The sequence below is a fragment of the Frigoribacterium sp. Leaf44 genome (genome assembly GCF_001421865.1).
GTDB lineage: Bacteria > Actinomycetota > Actinomycetes > Actinomycetales > Microbacteriaceae > Frigoribacterium.
Genome location: NZ_LMLG01000001.1, coordinates 747,856 through 766,103 on the forward strand (window position 1 = coordinate 747,856; position 18,248 = coordinate 766,103).

Annotated in this window: 18 protein-coding genes; 6 read left to right on the forward strand and 12 right to left on the reverse strand. The window is 72.6% G+C overall.

Going from position 1 to position 18,248, the window contains the following annotated elements; genetic code table 11:
* Positions 1-10 precede the first annotated feature (10 nt).
* Together ASE87_RS03430 and ASE87_RS03435 are read right to left on the reverse strand one after the other, a co-directional pair.
* On the reverse strand, positions 11-1,072 hold the full coding sequence (locus tag ASE87_RS03430; protein ID WP_043593778.1) for an NADH:flavin oxidoreductase/NADH oxidase: 1,062 nt from the start codon (positions 1,070-1,072) through the stop codon (positions 11-13).
* A 94-nt stretch (positions 1,073-1,166) separates the two neighbouring features.
* The gene (locus tag ASE87_RS03435) at positions 1,167-1,802 is read right to left on the reverse strand and encodes an HAD family phosphatase (RefSeq protein WP_043593717.1); all 636 of its coding nucleotides are present in this window, start codon (positions 1,800-1,802) and stop codon (positions 1,167-1,169) included.
* Positions 1,803-1,855: 53 nt separating this feature from the next.
* Between ASE87_RS03435 and ASE87_RS03440 the strand changes: the two genes are divergently transcribed.
* The gene (locus ASE87_RS03440) at positions 1,856-2,689 is read left to right on the forward strand and encodes an ADP/ATP-dependent (S)-NAD(P)H-hydrate dehydratase (protein WP_056225920.1); all 834 of its coding nucleotides are present in this window, start codon (positions 1,856-1,858) and stop codon (positions 2,687-2,689) included.
* A gap of 37 nt (positions 2,690-2,726) precedes the next feature.
* Here the strand turns inward: ASE87_RS03440 and ASE87_RS03445 are convergent, their stop codons facing one another.
* The 4 genes from ASE87_RS03445 to ASE87_RS03460 form a co-directional block, all read right to left on the reverse strand.
* The gene (locus ASE87_RS03445; protein WP_056226830.1) at positions 2,727-3,419 is read right to left on the reverse strand and encodes a YceI family protein; all 693 of its coding nucleotides are present in this window, start codon (positions 3,417-3,419) and stop codon (positions 2,727-2,729) included.
* 117 nt (positions 3,420-3,536) lie between these two features.
* Positions 3,537-4,340, reverse strand: coding sequence for an amino acid ABC transporter ATP-binding protein (locus ASE87_RS03450; protein WP_082452270.1), 804 nt, complete (start codon positions 4,338-4,340; stop codon positions 3,537-3,539).
* Positions 4,337-5,176 (reverse strand): amino acid ABC transporter permease, encoded by an 840-nt coding sequence (locus tag ASE87_RS03455; RefSeq protein WP_231567041.1) that lies wholly within the window; start codon positions 5,174-5,176, stop codon positions 4,337-4,339. Before ASE87_RS03455 ends, ASE87_RS03450 begins: the two co-directional genes overlap by 4 nt.
* A gap of 29 nt (positions 5,177-5,205) precedes the next feature.
* Positions 5,206-6,036 (reverse strand): transporter substrate-binding domain-containing protein, encoded by an 831-nt coding sequence (locus ASE87_RS03460; RefSeq protein WP_043593721.1) that lies wholly within the window; start codon positions 6,034-6,036, stop codon positions 5,206-5,208.
* A gap of 79 nt (positions 6,037-6,115) precedes the next feature.
* Here ASE87_RS03460 and ASE87_RS03465 point away from each other — a divergent pair, with 79 nt between their 5' ends.
* From ASE87_RS03465 to ASE87_RS03480, 4 genes are all read left to right on the forward strand, one after another.
* On the forward strand, positions 6,116-7,447 hold the full coding sequence (locus tag ASE87_RS03465) for a glycosyltransferase 87 family protein (protein WP_082452371.1): 1,332 nt from the start codon (positions 6,116-6,118) through the stop codon (positions 7,445-7,447).
* Entirely contained in the window at positions 7,444-7,812 is a 369-nt protein-coding gene (locus tag ASE87_RS03470) for a thiamine-binding protein (RefSeq protein ID WP_056225923.1), read from the forward strand. The genes ASE87_RS03465 and ASE87_RS03470 overlap by 4 nt, the downstream gene beginning before the upstream one ends.
* A 5-nt stretch (positions 7,813-7,817) precedes the next feature.
* Positions 7,818-8,744, forward strand: a complete 927-nt coding sequence (locus tag ASE87_RS03475; RefSeq protein ID WP_056225926.1) for a L,D-transpeptidase family protein — start codon at positions 7,818-7,820, stop codon at positions 8,742-8,744.
* Between the two features lie 233 nt (positions 8,745-8,977).
* Positions 8,978-10,228 carry an MFS transporter gene (locus tag ASE87_RS03480; RefSeq protein ID WP_043593727.1) on the forward strand — a complete coding sequence of 417 codons (1,251 nt, stop codon included), beginning with the start codon at positions 8,978-8,980 and terminating at the stop codon, positions 10,226-10,228.
* A gap of 477 nt (positions 10,229-10,705) precedes the next feature.
* On the opposite strand, the gene ASE87_RS03485 is transcribed toward ASE87_RS03480, so the two are convergent.
* From ASE87_RS03485 to ASE87_RS03505, 5 genes are all read right to left on the reverse strand, one after another.
* Complete coding sequence (locus ASE87_RS03485; protein ID WP_043593728.1) at positions 10,706-11,383, reverse strand: response regulator transcription factor; 678 nt, start codon at positions 11,381-11,383, stop codon at positions 10,706-10,708.
* Between the two features lie 86 nt (positions 11,384-11,469).
* Positions 11,470-12,720, reverse strand: coding sequence for a hypothetical protein (locus tag ASE87_RS03490; protein WP_043593730.1), 1,251 nt, complete (start codon positions 12,718-12,720; stop codon positions 11,470-11,472).
* The gene (locus ASE87_RS03495; RefSeq protein WP_043593732.1) at positions 12,717-13,874 is read right to left on the reverse strand and encodes a sensor histidine kinase; all 1,158 of its coding nucleotides are present in this window, start codon (positions 13,872-13,874) and stop codon (positions 12,717-12,719) included. Before ASE87_RS03495 ends, ASE87_RS03490 begins: the two co-directional genes overlap by 4 nt.
* A 175-nt stretch (positions 13,875-14,049) precedes the next feature.
* Positions 14,050-15,249: a homoserine O-acetyltransferase gene (locus ASE87_RS03500; RefSeq protein WP_056225930.1), complete on the reverse strand. Its 1,200-nt coding sequence runs from the start codon at positions 15,247-15,249 to the stop codon at positions 14,050-14,052.
* 98 nt (positions 15,250-15,347) lie between these two features.
* A complete protein-coding gene (locus tag ASE87_RS03505; RefSeq protein WP_043593735.1) occupies positions 15,348-16,679 on the reverse strand; it encodes a bifunctional o-acetylhomoserine/o-acetylserine sulfhydrylase in 1,332 nt (443 codons plus the stop codon).
* Between the two features lie 196 nt (positions 16,680-16,875).
* Between ASE87_RS03505 and ASE87_RS03510 the strand changes: the two genes are divergently transcribed.
* Positions 16,876-17,652 carry an SDR family oxidoreductase gene (locus tag ASE87_RS03510; RefSeq protein ID WP_056225932.1) on the forward strand — a complete coding sequence of 259 codons (777 nt, stop codon included), beginning with the start codon at positions 16,876-16,878 and terminating at the stop codon, positions 17,650-17,652.
* On the opposite strand, the gene ASE87_RS03515 is transcribed toward ASE87_RS03510, so the two are convergent.
* Positions 17,639-18,229 (reverse strand): hypothetical protein, encoded by a 591-nt coding sequence (locus tag ASE87_RS03515; protein WP_056225936.1) that lies wholly within the window; start codon positions 18,227-18,229, stop codon positions 17,639-17,641. The two genes, ASE87_RS03510 and ASE87_RS03515, sit on opposite strands and share 14 nt — an antisense overlap.
* Positions 18,230-18,248: the final 19 nt, after the last annotated feature.

Consider the following 18,248-nt stretch of genomic DNA (forward strand, 5'->3'; position numbering starts at 1 on the left):
CCCGGGCGGCTCAGCGCACGCGGAACGGGGCTCGCTCGTACTGCGACGGCACGTAGTCGAGCTCGACCCCGAGTTCCGCCGCGGCGCGCAGCGGGAAGTGCGGGTCGCGCAGGAACTCGCGAGCCATGAGCACGACGTCGGCGCGACCGCTGGCCACGACCTCGTTCGCCTGCTCGGCGCCGACGATGAGCCCGACGGCGCCGGTCTCGACGCGGCCCTGGGTGCGGACGTGCTCGGCGAAGCGCACCTGGTAGCCGAGGCCGACCGGGATGCTCACGCCGGCGACGAGGCCGCCGGTCGAGATGTCGAAGAGGTCGGCGCCGGCGTCGTGCGCCCAGGCGGCGACGGTGGCGGTGTCGTCCTCGTTCCAGCCGCCGTCGGCCCAGTCGGTCGCCGAGAAGCGGACGAGCAGCGGGTACTCGTCGCCGACCTCGGCTCGGACGGCCGCGACGACCTCGAGCAGGAACCGCGCACGGTTCTCGAGCGAGCCGCCGTACCGGTCGTCGCGCTCGTTGCTCAGCGGCGAGAGGAACTGGTGCAGCAGGTAGCCGTGGGCGGCGTGCAGCTCGATCAGCTCGAAGCCGGCGTCGACCGAGCGGCGCGCGGCGACGCGGAACGCCTCGACGAGGTCGCCCACCGCCTCGGTGGTCAGCGCGACGGGCTCGTCGTAGCCCTCGAAGGCGACGGCGGAGGGGGCGACGGTGGTCCAGCCGCCCTGTTCGGCGGGGACGGTGCCCTGCGTCTCGCTCCACGGGCGGAAGGTCGAGGCCTTGCGGCCCGCGTGGGCGAGCTGCACGCCGGGCACGGAGCCCTGCGAGCGGATGAACGCCGTGATCGGGCGGAACGCCTCGACCTGCGCGTCGTTCCAGAGCCCGAGGTCTTGCGGCGAGATGCGGCCCTCGGGCGTGACGGACGTGGCTTCGGCGATGACCGCACCCGCGCCTCCTCGGGCGAGCGAGCCCAGGTGCACGAGGTGCCAGTCGGTGGGGACGCCGTCCTCGAGCTCTGCCGAGTACTGGCACATGGGGGCGACCCAGAGGCGGTTGCGGAAGGCCTGGCCGCGCAGGGTGATCGGGTCGAAGAGGCCGACGCTCGCGCCGGTGGGCGCCGCGGTGGCGTCGGGGGTGGTCGTGGGGACTGCGTCCGTCTGGGTCACGAGGGGGGGGTCATCGCCTTTCGGTGGGGAGGGCCGCGAGCTCGTCGACGAAGCGTCGGAGCGGCTCGGGCCCGGTGTAGAGGTGCCCGGTGATGCCGAGCGCCTGGGCGGCCTCGACGTTGTCGGACCTGTTGTCGATGAACACCGTGGCGGCGGCCGTTGTTCCGAGTTCGGCCAGGACGTGCTCGAAGATGGTGGCCGACGGCTTGAGGTCGTCGAGTTCGGCGCTGACGAAGACGTGCTCGAACAGCTCGCCGAGGGGCGAGTGCCGGAACGGCGACGCGAAGTCGAGACCGGCGTTCGAGAGGATCGCCAGGCGCGTGCCGCCGTCGGCCAGGTCGGCGATGACGTCGAGTGTGCCGGGCTCGGGGACGAACCACGACGGGAAGTCGGCGGCCCAGAGCTCGTGCACGCGGGTGCGGGTCCAGGCGGCGCCGGTGTCGGCCTCGATCGCCCGCCAGTACGCTCCGGCGCTGAGCGTGCCGCGGTCGAGGGCGTGGCGGTGGCGACCGTAGCTGGGCCAGAGCACGTCCGGGTCGACGCCCGCGAGGTCTTCGATGCGGCGGCGCGACGCGTCGTCGGGGAACCGCGCGATCACCTCTCCGTAGTCGAAGACGACGGTGCGGCCGGGGAGTGAGATGCTCATCGGCCCACCGTATCGGCGGGCACGGGTCGGTCGGGGCCGACTACCGTCGGGGCGTGACCTCCGACACCCGCTTCACCGACTGGACCTCTTCCGACGCCGCCGACCAGATCGCCGTCCCCGCGGTCGACGACGACAAGTACAGCCGCGGCGTGCTCGGCGTCGTGACCGGCTCGAGCTCGTACCCGGGCGCCGCCGTGCTCGGGGTCGAGGCCGCGCTGCACACCGGGGTCGGCATGCTGCGTTACCTCGGCCCCGCCCGCGCGTCCGACTTCGTGCTGCACCGTCGACCCGAGGCCGTCACGAGCCCGGGTCGCGTGCAGGCGTGGTTGCTCGGCTCGGGGGTCGACCCGGACCACCTCGACGACGAGACGCGCGACGGGTTCGCGACCGCCGCCTCCTCGGGGGTGCCGCTCGTCCTCGACGCCGGGGCGTTGTCGCTGCGCGAGCAGGCGACCGGGCCCGTCGTGCTGACACCGCACTTCCGCGAGCTGGCGAAGGCGTCGGGACGCGAGGTGGACGACGTCGCGGCCGACCCGGCGGGCGCCGCCGAACGCGCGGCGGGGGAGTGGGGTTGCACGGTGCTCGTGAAGGGCCACCGCACGTACGTCGCGTCGCCGGGTGGCACGCAGCTGGTCGCCGCCAGCGCCCCGTCGTGGCTCGCGACCGCCGGTGCGGGTGACGCGCTCGGAGGAGTCCTCGGGGCCCTGGTCGCGACGCACGCCGACGAGATCGCCGGGGACGAGGAGGCGCTGGCCCGGTTGGCCACGACGGCTGCGGTCGTCCACGGCCTCGCGGCGTCCCGGGCGAGTGCCGGGGGACCGTTCACCGTGCTCGGCCTGGTCGACGCCCTGCCCGCCACGATCGCGGAGCTGCTGCGCCGGGTCTGAGCCCGGCCGTGCCGGGCCAGGCGCGAGCGCCCGAGGGTCAGGAGGCGGGGGTCGCCGCCACGAGGAACTCGACCGTGCCCTGGTCCTCGACCTTGACGAAGCCGAGGCTCGGCGCGTCGACGCCGTAGTCCGAGAAGGTCACCGGGATCGACCCGCTCACCTGCACGCCGTCGCCCGAGAGCGCCGCCTGCAGGGGTACGGTGACGGTCTTCGTGACGCCGTGCATGGTCAGCTCGCCGGTCGCCTCGACCTTGGCGACCTCGCCGTCGGACGGGACGGCCGCCTCGATCGGCTGGGTCAGCGTGAAGGTGGCCGTGGGGTACTGGTTCACCTGCATGGCGGTGCCCTTGAAGTAGTCGTCGCGGTTGCTGCTGTCGGTCGCGATCGAGGCGACGTCGACGTCGATGGTCGCGGCCGAGATGGTCGTGCCGTCGACGGTGATGGTGCCGGAGACCTGGTCGGTCTTGCCGACGACGGTGACGTCGGTGCCGTTCAGCACCTCGTCGACGCGGTAGCCGGCCGTGCTGCCGTCGCCGATGCTCCAGTCACCCGCGAGTTGACTGGGGTCGAGCGTGCTCGAGCCGGGGGTCAGCGAGGCGGTGGGTGCGGCGTCGGGTTCACCGACGATCACGTCGCGGTAGAAGGCCGGCCCGGCGAAGGCCGCGGTGGCCCCCAGGACGACGACGACGGCTGCGGCGATGCCCAGCCCGATCTTGGTCTTCTTCTTCATGGTGTCTTCGTCCTTCGGAGGGGTCGGCGTGACGCGCGGCGAGTCCACGGGGCTGGCTCCGATGGTGGCGTGCCTCTTTTGCAAGAACCTGGGAGGCGCGGGTGAAGACGGTGGGCGTCAGGGCGCGGTGAAGCGGGTGAGGAACTCGCGGGTGCGGGCCTCGCGCGGCGCCGTGAAGAGCTGCGCGGGCGGGCCCTGCTCGGCGATGCGGCCCCGGTCGAGGAAGACGACCCGGTCGGCGACGTCGCGGGCGAAGGCCATCTCGTGCGTCGCCATGAGGATCGTCGTGCCGACCTCTTTCAGCGTCCGGACGAGGTCGAGCACCTCGCCCACCAGCTCGGGGTCGAGCGCACTCGTGATCTCGTCGAGCAGCAGCACGGCGGGGCGCGGGGCCAGGGCCCGGGCGATGGCGACCCGCTGCTGCTGACCGCCCGAGAGGCGGTCGGGGTAGGCGCCGGCCTTGTCGCCGAGGCCCACGCGCGTGAGGACCTCGAGGGCGCGCTCGTTCGCGGCGGCCTTGGGCTGGCGCAGCACGTGGCGACTGGCGAGCGCGACGTTGTCGAGCACGGTCAGGTGCGGGAACAGGTTGAAGTGCTGGAAGACGACGCCGATCCGGGCACGGACGGCGTCGACGCGCACCCGGGGGTCGGTGATGTCGTCGTCACCGAGCACGATGCGGCCGTCGTCGATCTGTTCGAGCAGGTTCACGGTGCGCAGCAGGGTCGACTTGCCCGAGCCGCTGGCCCCGATCAGCGCCACGACCTCGTCTCGCACGACGTCGAGGTCGATGCCGTCGAGCACGACCGTGTCGCCGAACGACTTGCGGACGCCCTCGAGGCGCAGCACCGTCTCGGGGCCGTGAGCGGCGGGGGTGACGGGCACCGCGCCTCCTGCGGTGGGCTCGGGGGTGGGGGTGCTCATACGACGCTGCCCGCCTGTTCGCGACGACGGAGGCGCGCCGACAGCCAGTCGGTCAGCCAGATGGTGGGCAGGGCGAGCAGCACGAAGAGCAGCCCCGCGAGCACGTAGGGCGTGAAGTTCGCCGCGGTCGCCGTCTCGATCTGCGCGGCGCGGACGGCGTCGACGGCCCCGAGCACCGAGATGAGCCCGACGTCTTTCTGCATCGAGACGAAGTCGTTCATGAGGGCGGGCGTCACCTTCCGCAGAGCCTGCGGGAACACGACGAGGCGCAGGGTCTTGGCGTGGCTGAGACCGAGGGACCGTGCCGCGAGGCGCTGCGACGGGTGGACGGCGTCGATGCCGGCGCGGATGACCTCGGACACGTAGGCCGAGTAGGTGAGGATCAGCGCGATGGTGCCCCAGAACTCGGCGGGCAGGCGTGGGATGCCGAGGCCGAGGCCCGGCACGCCGAAGCCCACGAGGTAGAGCACGATGATCAGCGGCATGCCGCGGAACAGGTCGGTGTAGCCCCGCACGAGTGCCCGGACAGGGAAGAACACCGGCCCCCTGAGGGTGCGCAGCGCGGACAGGACGGTGCTGACGACGGCGACGCCGACGGCCGCGACCAGCAGGACGCGCACGTTCAACCAGAGGCCCTCGACGACGCGGGGCCAGGCCGAGGCGAAGGTCGCCCCGTCGAGGAAGCTGAACTGGACGCGGGACCAGCCGGGCGTGCTGGTGACCGCCCACCAGGCGAGGGCGGCGAAGGCGACCGTGCTGACGGCCGCGATCACGACGGAGCGGGTCGACTGCCGTCGCCGGAACGCGCGTCGGTCGAGTTCGAGGTCGCTGACCACCACCGGGTCGGCCGCGACCGTGCGAGGCGCTACGACAGCTCTTTCACGTCGTAGTCGGCGAGCCACTGCTGCTGCAGCTCGGCGAGGGTGCCGTCGGCCCGGAGGTCGTCGACGGCTTTCGTGACGTCGGCGGTCAGCGAGCTGCCGAGCGGAAGGACGATGCCGAGCTGGTCGCTCGCCCCGTCGGTCGCGGGCAGCTGACCCAACACGACGCCGCCCTCGACGAAGTAGGTGGCGGTCGGGACGTCGAGGACGATGGCGTCGACCTGACCGGCCTCGAGCGCCGCCTTGGCGTCGTCGTTCGAGTTGTAGGCCTGCACTCCGCCGTCGGGGTCGATGGCGTTCTCGGCGGCGGTGAAGCTCGTCGTGCCGCTCTGGGCCCCGATCGCGAGGCCCTTCAGGTCGGCGATGGAGGTGGCGTCGGCCGCGGCGGTGCCGGGCAGGGTCACGACCGCCTGGCGCGTCTCGTAGTAGGCGGGCGAGAAGTCGACGGCCTTCTTGCGCTGGTCGGTGATCGAGAACTGCTGCAGGTTGAGGTCGAAGGTCTTCGGCCCCGGCGCGATGGCCTCGTCGAACGTGGTGCGCACCCAGACGACGTCGGAGTCGTCGTAGCCGAGCTTCTCGGCGACCGCGTAGGCGACGGCGGCCTCGTAGCCCTTGCCCGAGGTCGGGTCGTCGTCCTCGACCCACGGGCCGTAGGCCGGCTCACCCGTGGCGACGGTGAGCTCGCCCTCGGTGACAGGGCCGACGGCCGCGGCGCCGTCACCCGAGCCCCCGTCGGACGAGCAGGCGGCGAGCGACCCGGCCAGCACGAGGGCGGCGGCGGTCGCGACGAGTCGGAGGGAGGCGGGTCTGCGCATGAGTGGGATCGTAGCGGCGACCGCCGACGTCGGCCGACGCATGACGCCCGGTGTCGGGACCGACGGCTAGCCTGTGGGCATGCCGACCCCCGTGCCCTCCGCGTCGGCCGACCCCGGTGCGCCCCCCGTCCGTGACGCGCGGTCGTCGGGCACCCGGCCCGTGGTCGAAGGTCGCACCGCGTTCGTCGAGCGGGCGAGGTCGCTCGCGGCGTCACCCGTCGTGCTCGGCATCGCCTTCGTGCTCGTGCACGCCTGGCTCGTCCGGCTGAACCTCGTCGGCGGCAACCGCACCCTGGGCGACGTCGACGTCGTCTACCGCACCTGGATGCAGCAGGGCATCGGGGGCGGCGACTGGGTGGGCGTCGACCGACCGTGGGTCTACCCGCTGCTCGCCGCGGTGCCGATGCTGGTCGCCCGGCTCGGTGGCGACTCGGGCTACGGGGCGGTGTGGCTCGCGCTCGTGTCGCTGCTGAACGCCGCGGCCTTCGTCGTGCTCGTGGCGCGGCGGCGCGCCGGGTCCGTGGCCGCCGCGTGGTGGTGGCTGGGGTTCCTCGTCGCCCTCGGGCCGATCTCCCTCGGCCGCATCGACGCCGTGACGGTCGCGATCGCCCTGGTGGGCCTGCTCCTCGTCTCGACCAGGCCCTCGCTCGCGTCCGCCCTGCTCACGGTCGCGGCCTGGGTCAAGGTCTGGCCCGCCGCCCTCGTGGTGGTCGCCGTCCTCGTGGTGCGTCGCCGGGTCGAGGTCGTCGTGGCCGCGGCGGTGACCAGCGCGGTCGTGGTCTCGATCTCGCTCGTGCTCGGCAGCGGATGGAACGTGGTGGGCTTCGTCGGTCAACAGGCCGGTCGCGGTCTGCAGGTCGAGTCGCCCGCGGCGGTGCTCTGGCTCTGGCGCGCCGCCGCCGGGGTCCCCGGCACCTTCGTCTACTACGACCGTGAGATCCTCACCTACCAGATCGCCGGCGACGGGGTCGGGTTCGCCGCGAAGGCGATGAGCCTCGTGATGGCCGCGGTCGTGCTGGGCGTCGTGCTGCTGGGTCTGCGGGCGGTGCGCCGCGGGGTGACGGCCACGCGCCTCCTGGGTCCGCTGTCGCTGGCCGTCGTCGTCGCCCTGATCGTGACCAACAAGGTCGGCTCGCCGCAGTTCGTGGCGTGGCTGGCGGTGCCCGTCGTCGTCGGGCTCGTGCTCGCGCGGTCGGGCGGGCCGCGGTTCGCCGTGCCGGCGGTGCTGGCCGTGGTCGTGGCGGGGCTGACGCAGGTGGTCTACCCGCTCGAGTACGACGCCCTGCTCGCCGCGCGAACCGACCTGGTGGCCGTGGTCACCGTGCGGGCCGTGCTCGAGCTGGGTCTGCTGGCGTGGACCGTCGTCACGCTCTGGCGCGTGCGCCCGGCACACGCGAGGATGGACGCATGATCGTCGCGTTCTCCGTCTCGCCCAGTGGTGCCGCCCCCGAGGGCGGGCCGTCCTCCGGCTCCGAGCCCGACTCGGTCCACTCGGCCGTGGCGGCCGCCGTCGCGGTCGTGCGGGCGTCCGGCCTGCCGAACCACACGTCGTCGATGTTCACCGAGATCGAAGGCGAGTGGGACGAGGTGATGGCCGTCGTCAAGGCCGCCACCGAGGCCGTGGGGGCTTTCGGCTCGCGCGTCTCGCTCGTGCTCAAGGCCGACATCCGACCGGGGCGCACCGGCGAGCTGACCGGCAAGGTCGAGCGGCTCGAGGCGGCGCTCGGCGCCACCGATCACGCGGCCTCGCCGGTCGCGGCCGCCCCCGGGGCGTAGGCCTCGTGCCGGCGCGACCGAGCCGCCGCGGGACCGCCCTCCTGGCCGGCGGCGTCACCGTGGTGCTGGTGGCCGCCGTCGCGATCGGCGTCGGTGTGTCCCAGGGCGAGCCGTCCGCGTCGTCGACGAGCGCGAGCCCGACCGTCGCGGCCGCACCCTCCCCGACACCGACGCCGACCCCCGAGGCCGTCCCCGCGCCTCCGTCGCCCGAGGCCCTCGCGGCCCTGCCGCTGGCGTTCTACGACGCCGTCATCCCCGCGCTCCTCGACGGTGCCGACGTCACGCCCGAGAACGCCTGGGCGGTGGCCACGCCGACCGCGCCGCTCGTCGCGCTGTACGCGAGCGCTGCGGCCGACGCCGTGCCGGTCGCCACGCTCTCCTCGACGGTGCCGACCCTGAACCTTCCCGCGGCGACGGCGGTCTGGGGCTCCCGCGAGGGTGCCGACGGCGGCATGCTGCTCGTCTCGACACCGTCCCGCAACGCGACGCCCGGTGACGGAGGCGTGCCGGCGGCGCCGAGTGCGACCTTCGGGTGGGTGCGCGCCGCCGACGTGTCGGTGGTGGGCGCGGCGTCGAGCGTCGTGGTCGACACCGCGGCGTCCACCCTCTCGATCGTCGGGCCGGACGGGGTGGCGTCCGCCTCCGAGGCCGTCCGACTCGGCACGCCGGACGACCCGACCCCGTCGGCGACGGCGACCTACATGCAGGCGAACTACGTCGACCGCTCGATCGGGTACACGCAGGGCAACCCCATCGCCCTCACCGGGGCCCACTCGTCGCTCCTGCCCGAGTACGGCGGCAACTCCGCCCTCACGGCGATCCACTTCTATCCCGACCCGACCGGGGCGTCCCACGGGTGCGTGCGGGCGTCGGCGGCGATGACCGCTGCGCTGGCCGCCCTGCCGGTCGGCACCGCGATCACCTTCACCTGACCTCGTCGCACACCGATCGGGTCCCCGACTCCGATCGGGCGCCCGAGACACTGGTGCCGCGCGCCGCCGGGGTCGTAGACTCGTCTTCGCATCGCGCGGTCGAATCGATACGACCCGACGTCGAGCACCTGCCGGGTGTCGACGCCGCCCTCGGGCCCGCGCCCCTCCCAGCTCGACGGCGAGCCGTGGCAGGCTCCCTCGCTGACACCCTCGAACCCGAAGGCCTTTCGCTCGTGACCCACCTCTCCCGCCGTCGTCGCACGGCCGCCCTGATCGCCCTCGCCCTGGGTGGTTTCGGCATCGGCTCGACCGAGTTCGTCGCCATGGGCCTGTTGCCGAACATGGCGGGCGACCTGCTCCCCGACCTCTACTCGCGGTCGGCGGACGCCGGCATCGCCCAGGCCGGCTGGTTGATCAGCGCCTACGCCCTCGGCGTCGTCGTGGGGGCCCCGACCATCGCCGCGATGTCGTCGCACTTCCCGAAGAAGAAGCTGCTGCTCGCGCTGCTCGCCGCCTTCACGGTCGGCACCATCGCCTCGGCCCTGCTGCCGTCGTTCGGTTGGGTGCTCGCCGCCCGCTTCGCCGCGGGCCTGCCGCACGGCGCCTACTTCGGCATCGCGTCCATCGTCGCCGCGTCGATCATGGGCCCCGGCAACCGAGGCAAGGGCGTCGCACTCGTGCTCAGCGGCCTGACGATCGCGAACGTCGTCGGCGTGCCCTCGATCACCTGGCTCGGTCAGCAGTCGGGCTGGCGAGTGGCCTACCTCGCGGTCGCCCTCATCTTCGCGTTGACCTTCGTCGCCGTCGCCTTCGCCGTGCCGCACCAGGACGGCGACGCGTCCGCCTCGATGAAGCGCGAGCTGCGGGCGTTCAAGCAGCCCCAGGTGTGGCTCGTGATGGGCATCGGGGCCATCGGCTTCGGCGGCTTCTTCGCCGTCTACAGCTACATCGCCAACGCCGTCACCGAGGGAGCGGGCGTCTCCCAGGGCATCGTGCCCTGGGTGCTCGTGACGGTCGGCGTCGGCATGACCATCGGCAACCTGCTCGGCGGCTGGCTCGCCGACCGCTCGCTCAAGCTCGCCATGTACCTCGGCTTCGTCGGCCTCATCGCGGCCCTCTCGGCCTACGCGCTCACCTCGAGCTCGATCGTCGGCATCTTCGTCAGCACGTTCTTCGTCGGCCTCGTCGGCTCGAGCGTCGGCCCGTCGGTGCAGTCCCGCCTGATGGAGGTCGCGGGCGAGAGCCAGGTCATCGGCGCCGCCCTGAACCATTCGGCCATGAACCTCGGCAACAGCTTCGGCGCGTACCTGGGCGGCGCGGTCATCGCGGCCGGCCTCGGTTTCTCGGCGCCCGGCTGGGTCGGCGTCGTGCTCGCCCTCGCCGGTGTCGTCCTCACCATGATCAGCTTCGGCATGCAGCGGGTCGACGACCGACGCGGTGGGGCCCGGGCCACGGCCGCCGAACGCGAGTCGGTCTCGGCGTAGGCGTCCTCGGGGCGCCGGCCCGCGCCTCCTGAGGTCGTGCGCGACCGCCTGCGGGAGCGGATTGCCGGTCGCTGCACGACCGACGTCCCGTCGTCGTGCCGAACCCGATCGCGCCCTCAGGCGTGCCGATCCCGACTCGTCTCGTTCATTCGGCCGTGCCGAACCCGACTGGTCTCGGGCCGTCGGGCGTGCCTAACGTGACTTGTCTCGGACCGTCGGGCGTGCCTTACCCGACTCGTCTCGGGCCGTCAGGCGTGCCGAACCCGACAGAACGTGTTCGACACGCCGCTCAAGTCCTGGCTCCACCCCGTGTCGGGCGCTGGCTTGTCGCGATTTGCATAGGGCAGGGCAGGGCAGGGCAGGGCAGGGCAGGGCGGCGTCGCGGGGGAGCGGCGGGTCAGGAGGCGCAGGTCGCGCACACGACGAACGGCCCGGCCCACGAGGGGGTCGGGCCGTGCTCCGGGGTGACGCCGGGCGTCAGAAGCTGGTCTGGGCCGGCGTGTCGGTCTGCAGCAGGATGCCGTCCTGGATGGCGCGCTTCCGCAGGGCGACCTTGGTGCCCACGTCGTAGCCGGCCACGCGGTACTTCTCGCGGATGCGCTTCAGGTAGCTCTTCGCGGTCTCTTCGCTGATGCCCAACTGGTAGGCGACGGCCTTGACCGGCTCGCCACCACCGTAGAGCGCCATGACCCGGCGTTCTTGTGCGCTGAGTTTCGGCACGCCACCGACCTCGGCGGCGTTCAGGGCCAGGTCGAGTTCGGCCGAGATGTACGACTCGCCCTTGGCGGCAGAGCGGATCGCCTCGACGATCATCTCGGCGTCCTCGCTCTTGACGAGGTAGCCCAGGGCGCCGGCGGCGAGGGCCTCGCGCACCACGTTGGGCTCGGAGTAGGTGCTCATCAGGACGGTCTTGACGCCCGTCGTCTTGAGCGTGTTGATCTTGAGCGAGATCGGGATGTTGTCCTTGAGGTCGAGGTCGAGCAGCACGACGTCGACGGGGAACTCGGGGTGCGTGAGCAGCTCGGGCCAGGACGCGACCGCGGCGACCATCGAGATGTCGCTCGCGGCACCACGGATCCACTCGCTGAGGGCGCCCAGGAGCATCTTGTGGTCGTCTACGAGGGCGAGGCGGATGCGGTCGTCGTGGTCTGACACGTCGGGACCTTCTTTCAGGACGGTGTGGGGTTCATGCTACGGGCGGGGGTGGTGATCGGGCCGGACCACGCGGGGTGCTCGGCGGCTCAGGCCTCGGCGGGGTTGTCGACGATGCAGCTGACCGAGATCTTGACGCTCGATTCGTGGGACGACACCACGTACTCGCCGGCGCGCTCGAGAGCGTTCCAGGTGGCGGGTGTGACGCGGTTGCGGCGGATGCCCGTCGTCGAGATCACGACGGGTACGCAGACGCTGCGACCGGCGAACGACTGGGACGCGGCGGTCACCGGGCCGAGGGCCAGCTGGATGGTCGTGCCCGGTGCGCGGCTCTTCGAGTCGCCGAGCAGCAGCCAGACGCCCTGCAGCAAGCCGTCGCGCTGTGCCGGGGCGAGGAGGCCGGCCAGCGACGACGGGTCGACCAGCGTGACCGACCGGCCGAGGTACTCGGACTCGGTGACCGCGTGGTGCAGCCAGGTCTCGCGCCGCCCCTCGATGAGGTGCAGGCGGAGTTCGGTGGCGAGCGACGCGGCCTGCGAGGCGACCTTGGGCGAGAGGGGCAGCGGCACGTCGCCGTTGGCGACGCCGTCGAGCAGCTTCTCGGCCGCGAGGTCGAGTCGCGCCAGTTCGTCGCTCGCGAGCATGCCCACCGCGAAGCGGGGTTGCGACACGTTGCTCTGCACGAGCACCCGGTCGAGCTCGACCTGCACCATGCGACGGAACCGGTGGACCGCGAAGGTGGCGATGGCGCTCGGCAGGACGGCCAGGGCCACGACGGTGATCTGCTGCGGGCCCGAGTCGCTGGTCACGGGGGTCGAGAGCGCCACCATGACGACGAGCGCCACGAACAGCAGGGCGGTGGCGATGACGACCTCGCGCACGGGCCTCAGGGTGACGATCGGCAGCAGGCCGAAGCCGACGGCCACGCTCGAGGTGGCGTAGGCGCCCACGTCGTGCAGGGGCCAGATGGCGACGAAGTCGAGCGCGACGACGACGGCCAGGACGACCCCGATCACCGCGAACACCCCCGTGGTGAGTCTCTCGCCCCGCACGGTCACGAGCACGGCCGTGCCGATGAAGGTCGCTACGTACAGCAACCACGAGATCAGGACGGGGGCGACGTCGGGATAGGCCGACAGGTGGCTGAGGAAGAAGGCGAGGCCGTAGACGGCCTGGAGTGCGGCTACGACGGCTGCGCCGACGCCGAGGTAGCCGGTGCCGAGGGTCGCGCCGGCCGCTCGCGCCTGGCGCAGCGAGCGTGCGCCGGTCGAACTGATCGGCAGGCCGCGGGCGGCTCGGCGGCCCCGGACGACTCCGAGGGTGTTCTCGTCGATGCTCATCGTGGGGCCTCCAGGACGACGGTGGTGCCCGAGCCGGGGGACGAGAAGAGGCGGGCGCTGCCGCCGACCTCGTGCAGCCGGCCGACGACGGACTCCTTGAACCCCAGGCGTTCTTCGCTGATGCCCGCGAGGTCGAAGCCGACACCGGCGTCGGTGACCATCGCGCGCACCATCGAGTCGTCGTGGATGATCGTGACGTGGGCCTCGGTCACCCCGGCGTGACGACGAACGTTCTCGAGGCACTCGGCGAGGGCCAGCAGGAAGGCGTCGAGCACGTGCGTGGGCAGCAGCACCTGGCCGGTGCCGTGCCAGCTCACCTCGAGACCCATGCGTCCGAAGCGCTGCTTGACCGACTCGAGGGTCTGGCCGAGCGGCGACTCCTCGACGGTCTCGAGGCTGTAGTCGCCCGAGGCCTGCGGCTGGGGTGTGCCGCCGAGACGCAGGTGGCGCAGCAGGCGGGCGTCCTCGGCGGCCTGGTCCTGCAGGGCCTGGGGCGTGACGCCGAAGCCCGAGTGGGCGAGCAGGGTCAACGTGGCCAGCACCGTGTCGTGCAGCAGGCGTGCGCCCTGTCGTCGTTGCGCCTCGGTCTCGCTGGCCTGGCGTTCGGCCCGGTGGGCGTTGCCGATGCTGTAGATGCGGCGGGCCGCCAGGGGCACGGCGCGCCCGAGCCAGAGGCCCGTGACGAAGCAGGAGACCCAGCCGAGCAACACGGCGGCCACCGGGAAGGTGAGGAGCGAGCCGGTGGCCAGGGCCACCAGGGCCAGCTCGACGACGAAGGCCACGATCGCCGTGGTCAACCGCGGTCGGCTGGACGAGAGCATCAGGCTGAAGGCGGCGGTCGCACCACCGGCCAGGGGGATGATCGCGGTGGCGAGCGGGCCGTCGTCGGGCCCGCCGGCGGGCAGCAGCGCCACCACGGTCGCCGCGATGCCCGAGGCCAGTCCGACCGGGACCCAGACGCGGGCGCGCGGCCCGGTGACGAAGAGCAGCGACACGACGAGCAGCGCGACGAGCGGGGCGATGGCCGCGAGGTGCAGGGGGTCGGTCACGCCGGGGATCGCCAGGGCCACGATCGAGACCGCCGCGCAGGCGAGCCCCAGGGTGCTGGTCGTGCTGCTGAGCAGACGATCGCGCTCTTGGGCGAAGATGTCCATGATTCGTGAGTGGCTTCCGACGGTGGCGTCACGGCTGCCGGGTGGCTGGCGACTCCTCATGTTTTCATACCCAGCCCCTTCTCAGGGGGTCGTGCGGGGCCCGAATCGCCGATCGGCGAGGTAACGATCCGGTCGCGACGCCGAACTGTACCCCGCGGTGTCCACCGAACTGGGGTCAGGCGAGGAGGCGACGCAACTGGGCGCCCACCGCGTCGCCCTCGATGAGGAATCCGTCGTGTCCGTAGGGGCTCTCGACCACGGCCACGTCGTCGCCGTCCAGCCCGTGCCGCAGGTGTCGTGCGATCACCCGCTGGTCGGACACGGGGAAGAGACGGTCGCTGTCGACGCCGAGCACGAGCGTCCGGGCCGTGATGCGGTTCAGGGCCGCCGCCACGCCACCACGGTCGCGCCCGACGTCGTGCGAGTTCATCGCGCCCAGCAGGGTCACGTAGCTGCCCGCGTCGAAGCGCCGGGTGAACTTGTTGCCGTGGAAGTCGAGGTAGCTCTCGACCTGGAACCGCCCCGGGCCGCCGAGCGGCGAGATCTCGCTCTGCCAGCTGCGACCGAACCGGGCGTTCAGCTCGTCGGGCGAGCGGTAGTTGAGCAGGGCCATCCGCCGGGCGAGCGCGAGGCCTCGGTACGGGCCGTCCACGGAGTCGTAGTAGTCCCCGCCGTCGAAGGCGGCGTCCATCCGGATCGCCTCGTACTGCACCGTGTTCAGGGCGATCTGGTCGGCGCTCACGACCGGCGGCGCGGCCAGCACGGCGAGCCGGTCGACGCGCGCCGGGTGCGTGACGGCCCACTCGAGGGCGTGCATGCCGCCCATCGACCCGCCCACGACCGCGGCCCACCGCTCGATGCCGAGGCGGTCGGCCAGTGCCGCCTGGGCGGCGACCTGGTCGCGGATCGTCAGGTGGGGGAACCTCGACCCCCACTCGACGGCGTCCGGCGCGAACGACGAGGGGCCGGTGCTGCCCTGGCAGCCCCCGAGCACGTTCGGGGCGACGACGAACCAGCGGTCGGTGTCGATCGCGAGCCCGGGGCCGACGACGCCGTTCCACCAGCCGGCCGTGGGGTGGCCGGGGCCGGCCGCTCCGACGACGTGGCTGTCTCCCGTCAGGGCGTGCGAGACCAGCACGGCGTTGCCGCGGTCGGCGTCCAGCTCGCCCCAGGTCTCGTAGGCGATCCGTGGGCGGGGCAGCGTGACGCCGCTCTCGAGCTCGAGGTCGTCCAACGCTTCGAAGAGCCGGGCCCCGGGATCGTCCCCGTCGCGCCAGGCGCCGGTGACCGGCGGGCGGCCGAGCATCGCCAGGCGCGTGCGCTCGCTGATGACGCTCGACGGGACGGTGTCCTCGGGTGTGCTCTGCCAGTCCATGTGACGTCCATCCTGGACGAGCCGAGGAGGCGCGGTGCGTTTGTTACGCGCACCGCGCCTCCTCGGGCTGCCGCGTCCCGCGCGGCCTCGTCGTCGTCCTAGCTGCTGCGGAGCGCCTCCCGGGTGACGGCGCGCGCCGCCGCGAAGCCGGCGTCGAGGTCGGCCTTCAGGTCGTCCACGTTCTCGAGGCCGACCGAGAGGCGGACGAGTCCCGGGGTGACGCCGGTCGTCAGCTGCTGCTCGGGGGTGAGCTGCGAGTGGGTCGTCGACGCGGGGTGGATGACGAGGCTCCGCACGTCGCCGATGTTCGCGAGGTGGCTGAACAACTCGAGCCCGTCGACGAGGGCGCGTCCGGCGTCCACCCCGCCCTTCAGCTCGAACGACAGCACGGCTCCGACGCCCCTGGGGGCGTACTTGTTGGCCGCCGCGTACCACGGGCTGGTGGGCAGACCCGCGTAGTACACCGCGGCCACGTCGTCACGCGAGTCGAGCCACTCGGCGATCTCCTGGGCGTTCTGGACGTGCCGCTCGATGCGCAGGCTGAGCGTCTCGATGCCCTGGATCAGCGAGAACGCCGTGTCGGGGCTGTTCGAGGCCCCCAGGTCGCGCAGGAGCTGCACCCGTGCCTTGATCACGTACGCGAGCGCGTCGCCGACGGCCTGCGTGTAGACGGCCCCGTGGTACGACGGGTCGGGCTGCGTGAGGCCGGGGAAGCGCTCCGCGTTCGCCGACCACGGGAACGTGCCGCCGTCGACGATGAAGCCGCCGATGACCGTGCCGTGTCCGCCGAGGAACTTCGTCGCGGAGTGCACGACGATGTCGGCGCCGTGCTCGAGCGGCCGGATCAGGTACGGCGTCGCGATGGTGTTGTCGACGATCAGCGGCACGCCCTCGGCGTGCGCGACGCCCGACACCTTCTCGAGGTCGAGGATGTTGATCTTCGGGTTGCCGATGGTCTCGGCGAAGAACAGCTTCGTGTTCGGCCGCACCGCACGGCGCCACTCGTCGGCGTCGTCCTGGTTCTCGACGAACGTCGTCTCGATGCCTAGCTTCGCGAGCGTGTACTTGAAGAGGTTGTAGGTGCCGCCGTAGATCGACGACGACGACACGATGTGGTCGCCCGCCTCGGCGATGTTCAGCACGGCGAAGGTCGACGCGGCCTGGCCCGACGCCACCAGCAGGGCACCCGTCCCGCCCTCGAGCGCGGCGATGCGCTTCTCCACGACGTCGTGGGTGGGGTTCATGATGCGCGAGTAGATGTTGCCGTTCTCGGCCAGGGCGAAGAGGTCCTGCGCGTGCTGCGCGTCCCGGAAGACGTACGACGTCGTCTTGTAGATCGGCGTGGCACGGGCATGGGTCGTCGGGTCGGGCTGGGCCCCGGCGTGGATCTGCTGCGTCTCGAACTTCCAGGCGGGCTGGGCGTCGGTCATGGTCTGCTCCTGCGGTCGGGGTGCGTGAGGTGGGGTCCGTCCGCCGGGTGGTCGGCGGGGTCTGCGGTGACAGCCACGGTACGGACCGGGCCCCCGACCGTCCACGATGCCGGACACGCGACGTAACGGGGCCGCTAGCGTGGACGGGTGCGTCCGCAGCGGGCGACGACGACGAACGACGCAACAGGAGGCACACGTGACGAAGCGGGTCGTGGTGACGGGAGCCAGCTCGGGCATCGGAGCGGCGACGGTGCGGCTGTTCCGCTCGCGCGGCTGGGACGTCCTGGCGGTCGCCCGGCGCGAGGAGCGCCTCCGTGCGCTCGCCGACGAGACGGGGGCGACCTGGTTCCGGGCCGACCTCACGCGCGACGACGACGTGGCCGCCCTGCGTGCCCACGTCGAGTCGACCGGGCCGTTGCACGCCCTGGTCAACAACGCCGGCGGCGCCTTCGGTCTCGACAGCGTCGAGAACGGCTCGATCGACGACTGGCAGCGCATGTTCGACGTGAACGTGCTCGGCACCAAGCGGGCGGTCACCGCCCTGCTGCCCTCGCTCCGCGGCGGAGCCGAGGAGGCGCGGGGCGCCGACATCGTCACGGTCACGTCGATCGCCGGTCACGTCGCTTACGAGAACGGCGGCGGCTACAACGCCTCGAAGTTCGCCGAGCACGCCCTCGTGGCCGTGCTGAGGCTCGAGCTCGCGGGGGAGCCGATCCGGGTGATCGAGATCGCCCCGGGCATGGTGCACACCGAGGAGTTCTCGCTCGTGCGCTTCGGCGGGGACCAGGACCGAGCCGACGCCGTCTACCGCGACGTCGAGGCGCCGCTGACGGCCGACGACGTCGCCGAGGCGATCGTCCACTCGGTCGAACTGCCCGCCCACGTCAACCTCGACCTGGTGACGATCAAGCCCGTGGCGCAAGCGGCGACCTACAAGGTGGCCAAGGGCGAGCTGAAGGTCAAGAAGGACTGACCGGGCCGGGGGAGCCCGCGGACCGGGCGGCGCGCAGCCGGGCGAGGTCGCCCTCGACGAGGTCGCGCAGCCGCTCGTGGCGTCCGTCGTCGTAGTCGTCGTCCGGGCGCGCCGCCCAGCCGAGCCGATCCACGACGGTCTGGCCGACGTCGTCCCAGGCACGTGACCGGGCGGCCGCCACGACCTCGGCCACGAAGTCGTCGTCGTCCCGGCGCGAGGCCAGCGCCCGGGCCACGCCCTTCGAGGCGGCCTCGCGCAGCTTGAGCGCGTCGACGTCCTCGGGGCGGTAGTCGAACTGGTGTCGGGACTGCCCGTACGACCGGCCGGTCATGCGCCGCAGCCGGCGCACCCGCACGGCGGCCGCGGCCTGCTCGGTGGTCAGGCGGTCGATCTCGTCGCGGGTGACCCGGGTCGCGACGGCCTCGTCGAACGGCAGGTGCTCCTGCAGGGCGCGCCGGATGATCTGGTTGGTCACGGCGACGACCAGGGCGGAGCGGACGATCAGCAGGCCCTCGTCGACGGCGCGCTCGAGCGCCGTGCGTTCGGCGCGTCGGCGCGTTCCCGGTCCGTGGGGCACTGGTCGACGTCCTCTCGTG

What these genes read in the sequence shown, in the direction of transcription:
- ASE87_RS03445 (WP_056226830.1), bottom strand. Translation starts at nt 3,419, where the DNA reads ATGAAGAAGAAGACCAAGATCGGGCTGGGCATCGCCGCAGCCGTCGTC.
- ASE87_RS03465 (WP_082452371.1), top strand. Translation starts at nt 6,116, where the DNA reads ATGCCGACCCCCGTGCCCTCCGCGTCGGCCGACCCCGGTGCGCCCCCC.
- ASE87_RS03505 (WP_043593735.1), bottom strand. Translation starts at nt 16,679, where the DNA reads ATGACCGACGCCCAGCCCGCCTGGAAGTTCGAGACGCAGCAGATCCAC.
- ASE87_RS03500 (WP_056225930.1), bottom strand. Translation starts at nt 15,249, where the DNA reads ATGGACTGGCAGAGCACACCCGAGGACACCGTCCCGTCGAGCGTCATC.
- ASE87_RS03495 (WP_043593732.1), bottom strand. Translation starts at nt 13,874, where the DNA reads ATGGACATCTTCGCCCAAGAGCGCGATCGTCTGCTCAGCAGCACGACC.
- ASE87_RS03490 (WP_043593730.1), bottom strand. Translation starts at nt 12,720, where the DNA reads ATGAGCATCGACGAGAACACCCTCGGAGTCGTCCGGGGCCGCCGAGCC.
- ASE87_RS03460 (WP_043593721.1), bottom strand. Translation starts at nt 6,036, where the DNA reads ATGCGCAGACCCGCCTCCCTCCGACTCGTCGCGACCGCCGCCGCCCTC.
- ASE87_RS03450 (WP_082452270.1), bottom strand. Translation starts at nt 4,340, where the DNA reads ATGAGCACCCCCACCCCCGAGCCCACCGCAGGAGGCGCGGTGCCCGTC.
- ASE87_RS03435 (WP_043593717.1), bottom strand. Translation starts at nt 1,802, where the DNA reads ATGAGCATCTCACTCCCCGGCCGCACCGTCGTCTTCGACTACGGAGAG.
- ASE87_RS03470 (WP_056225923.1), top strand. Translation starts at nt 7,444, where the DNA reads ATGATCGTCGCGTTCTCCGTCTCGCCCAGTGGTGCCGCCCCCGAGGGC.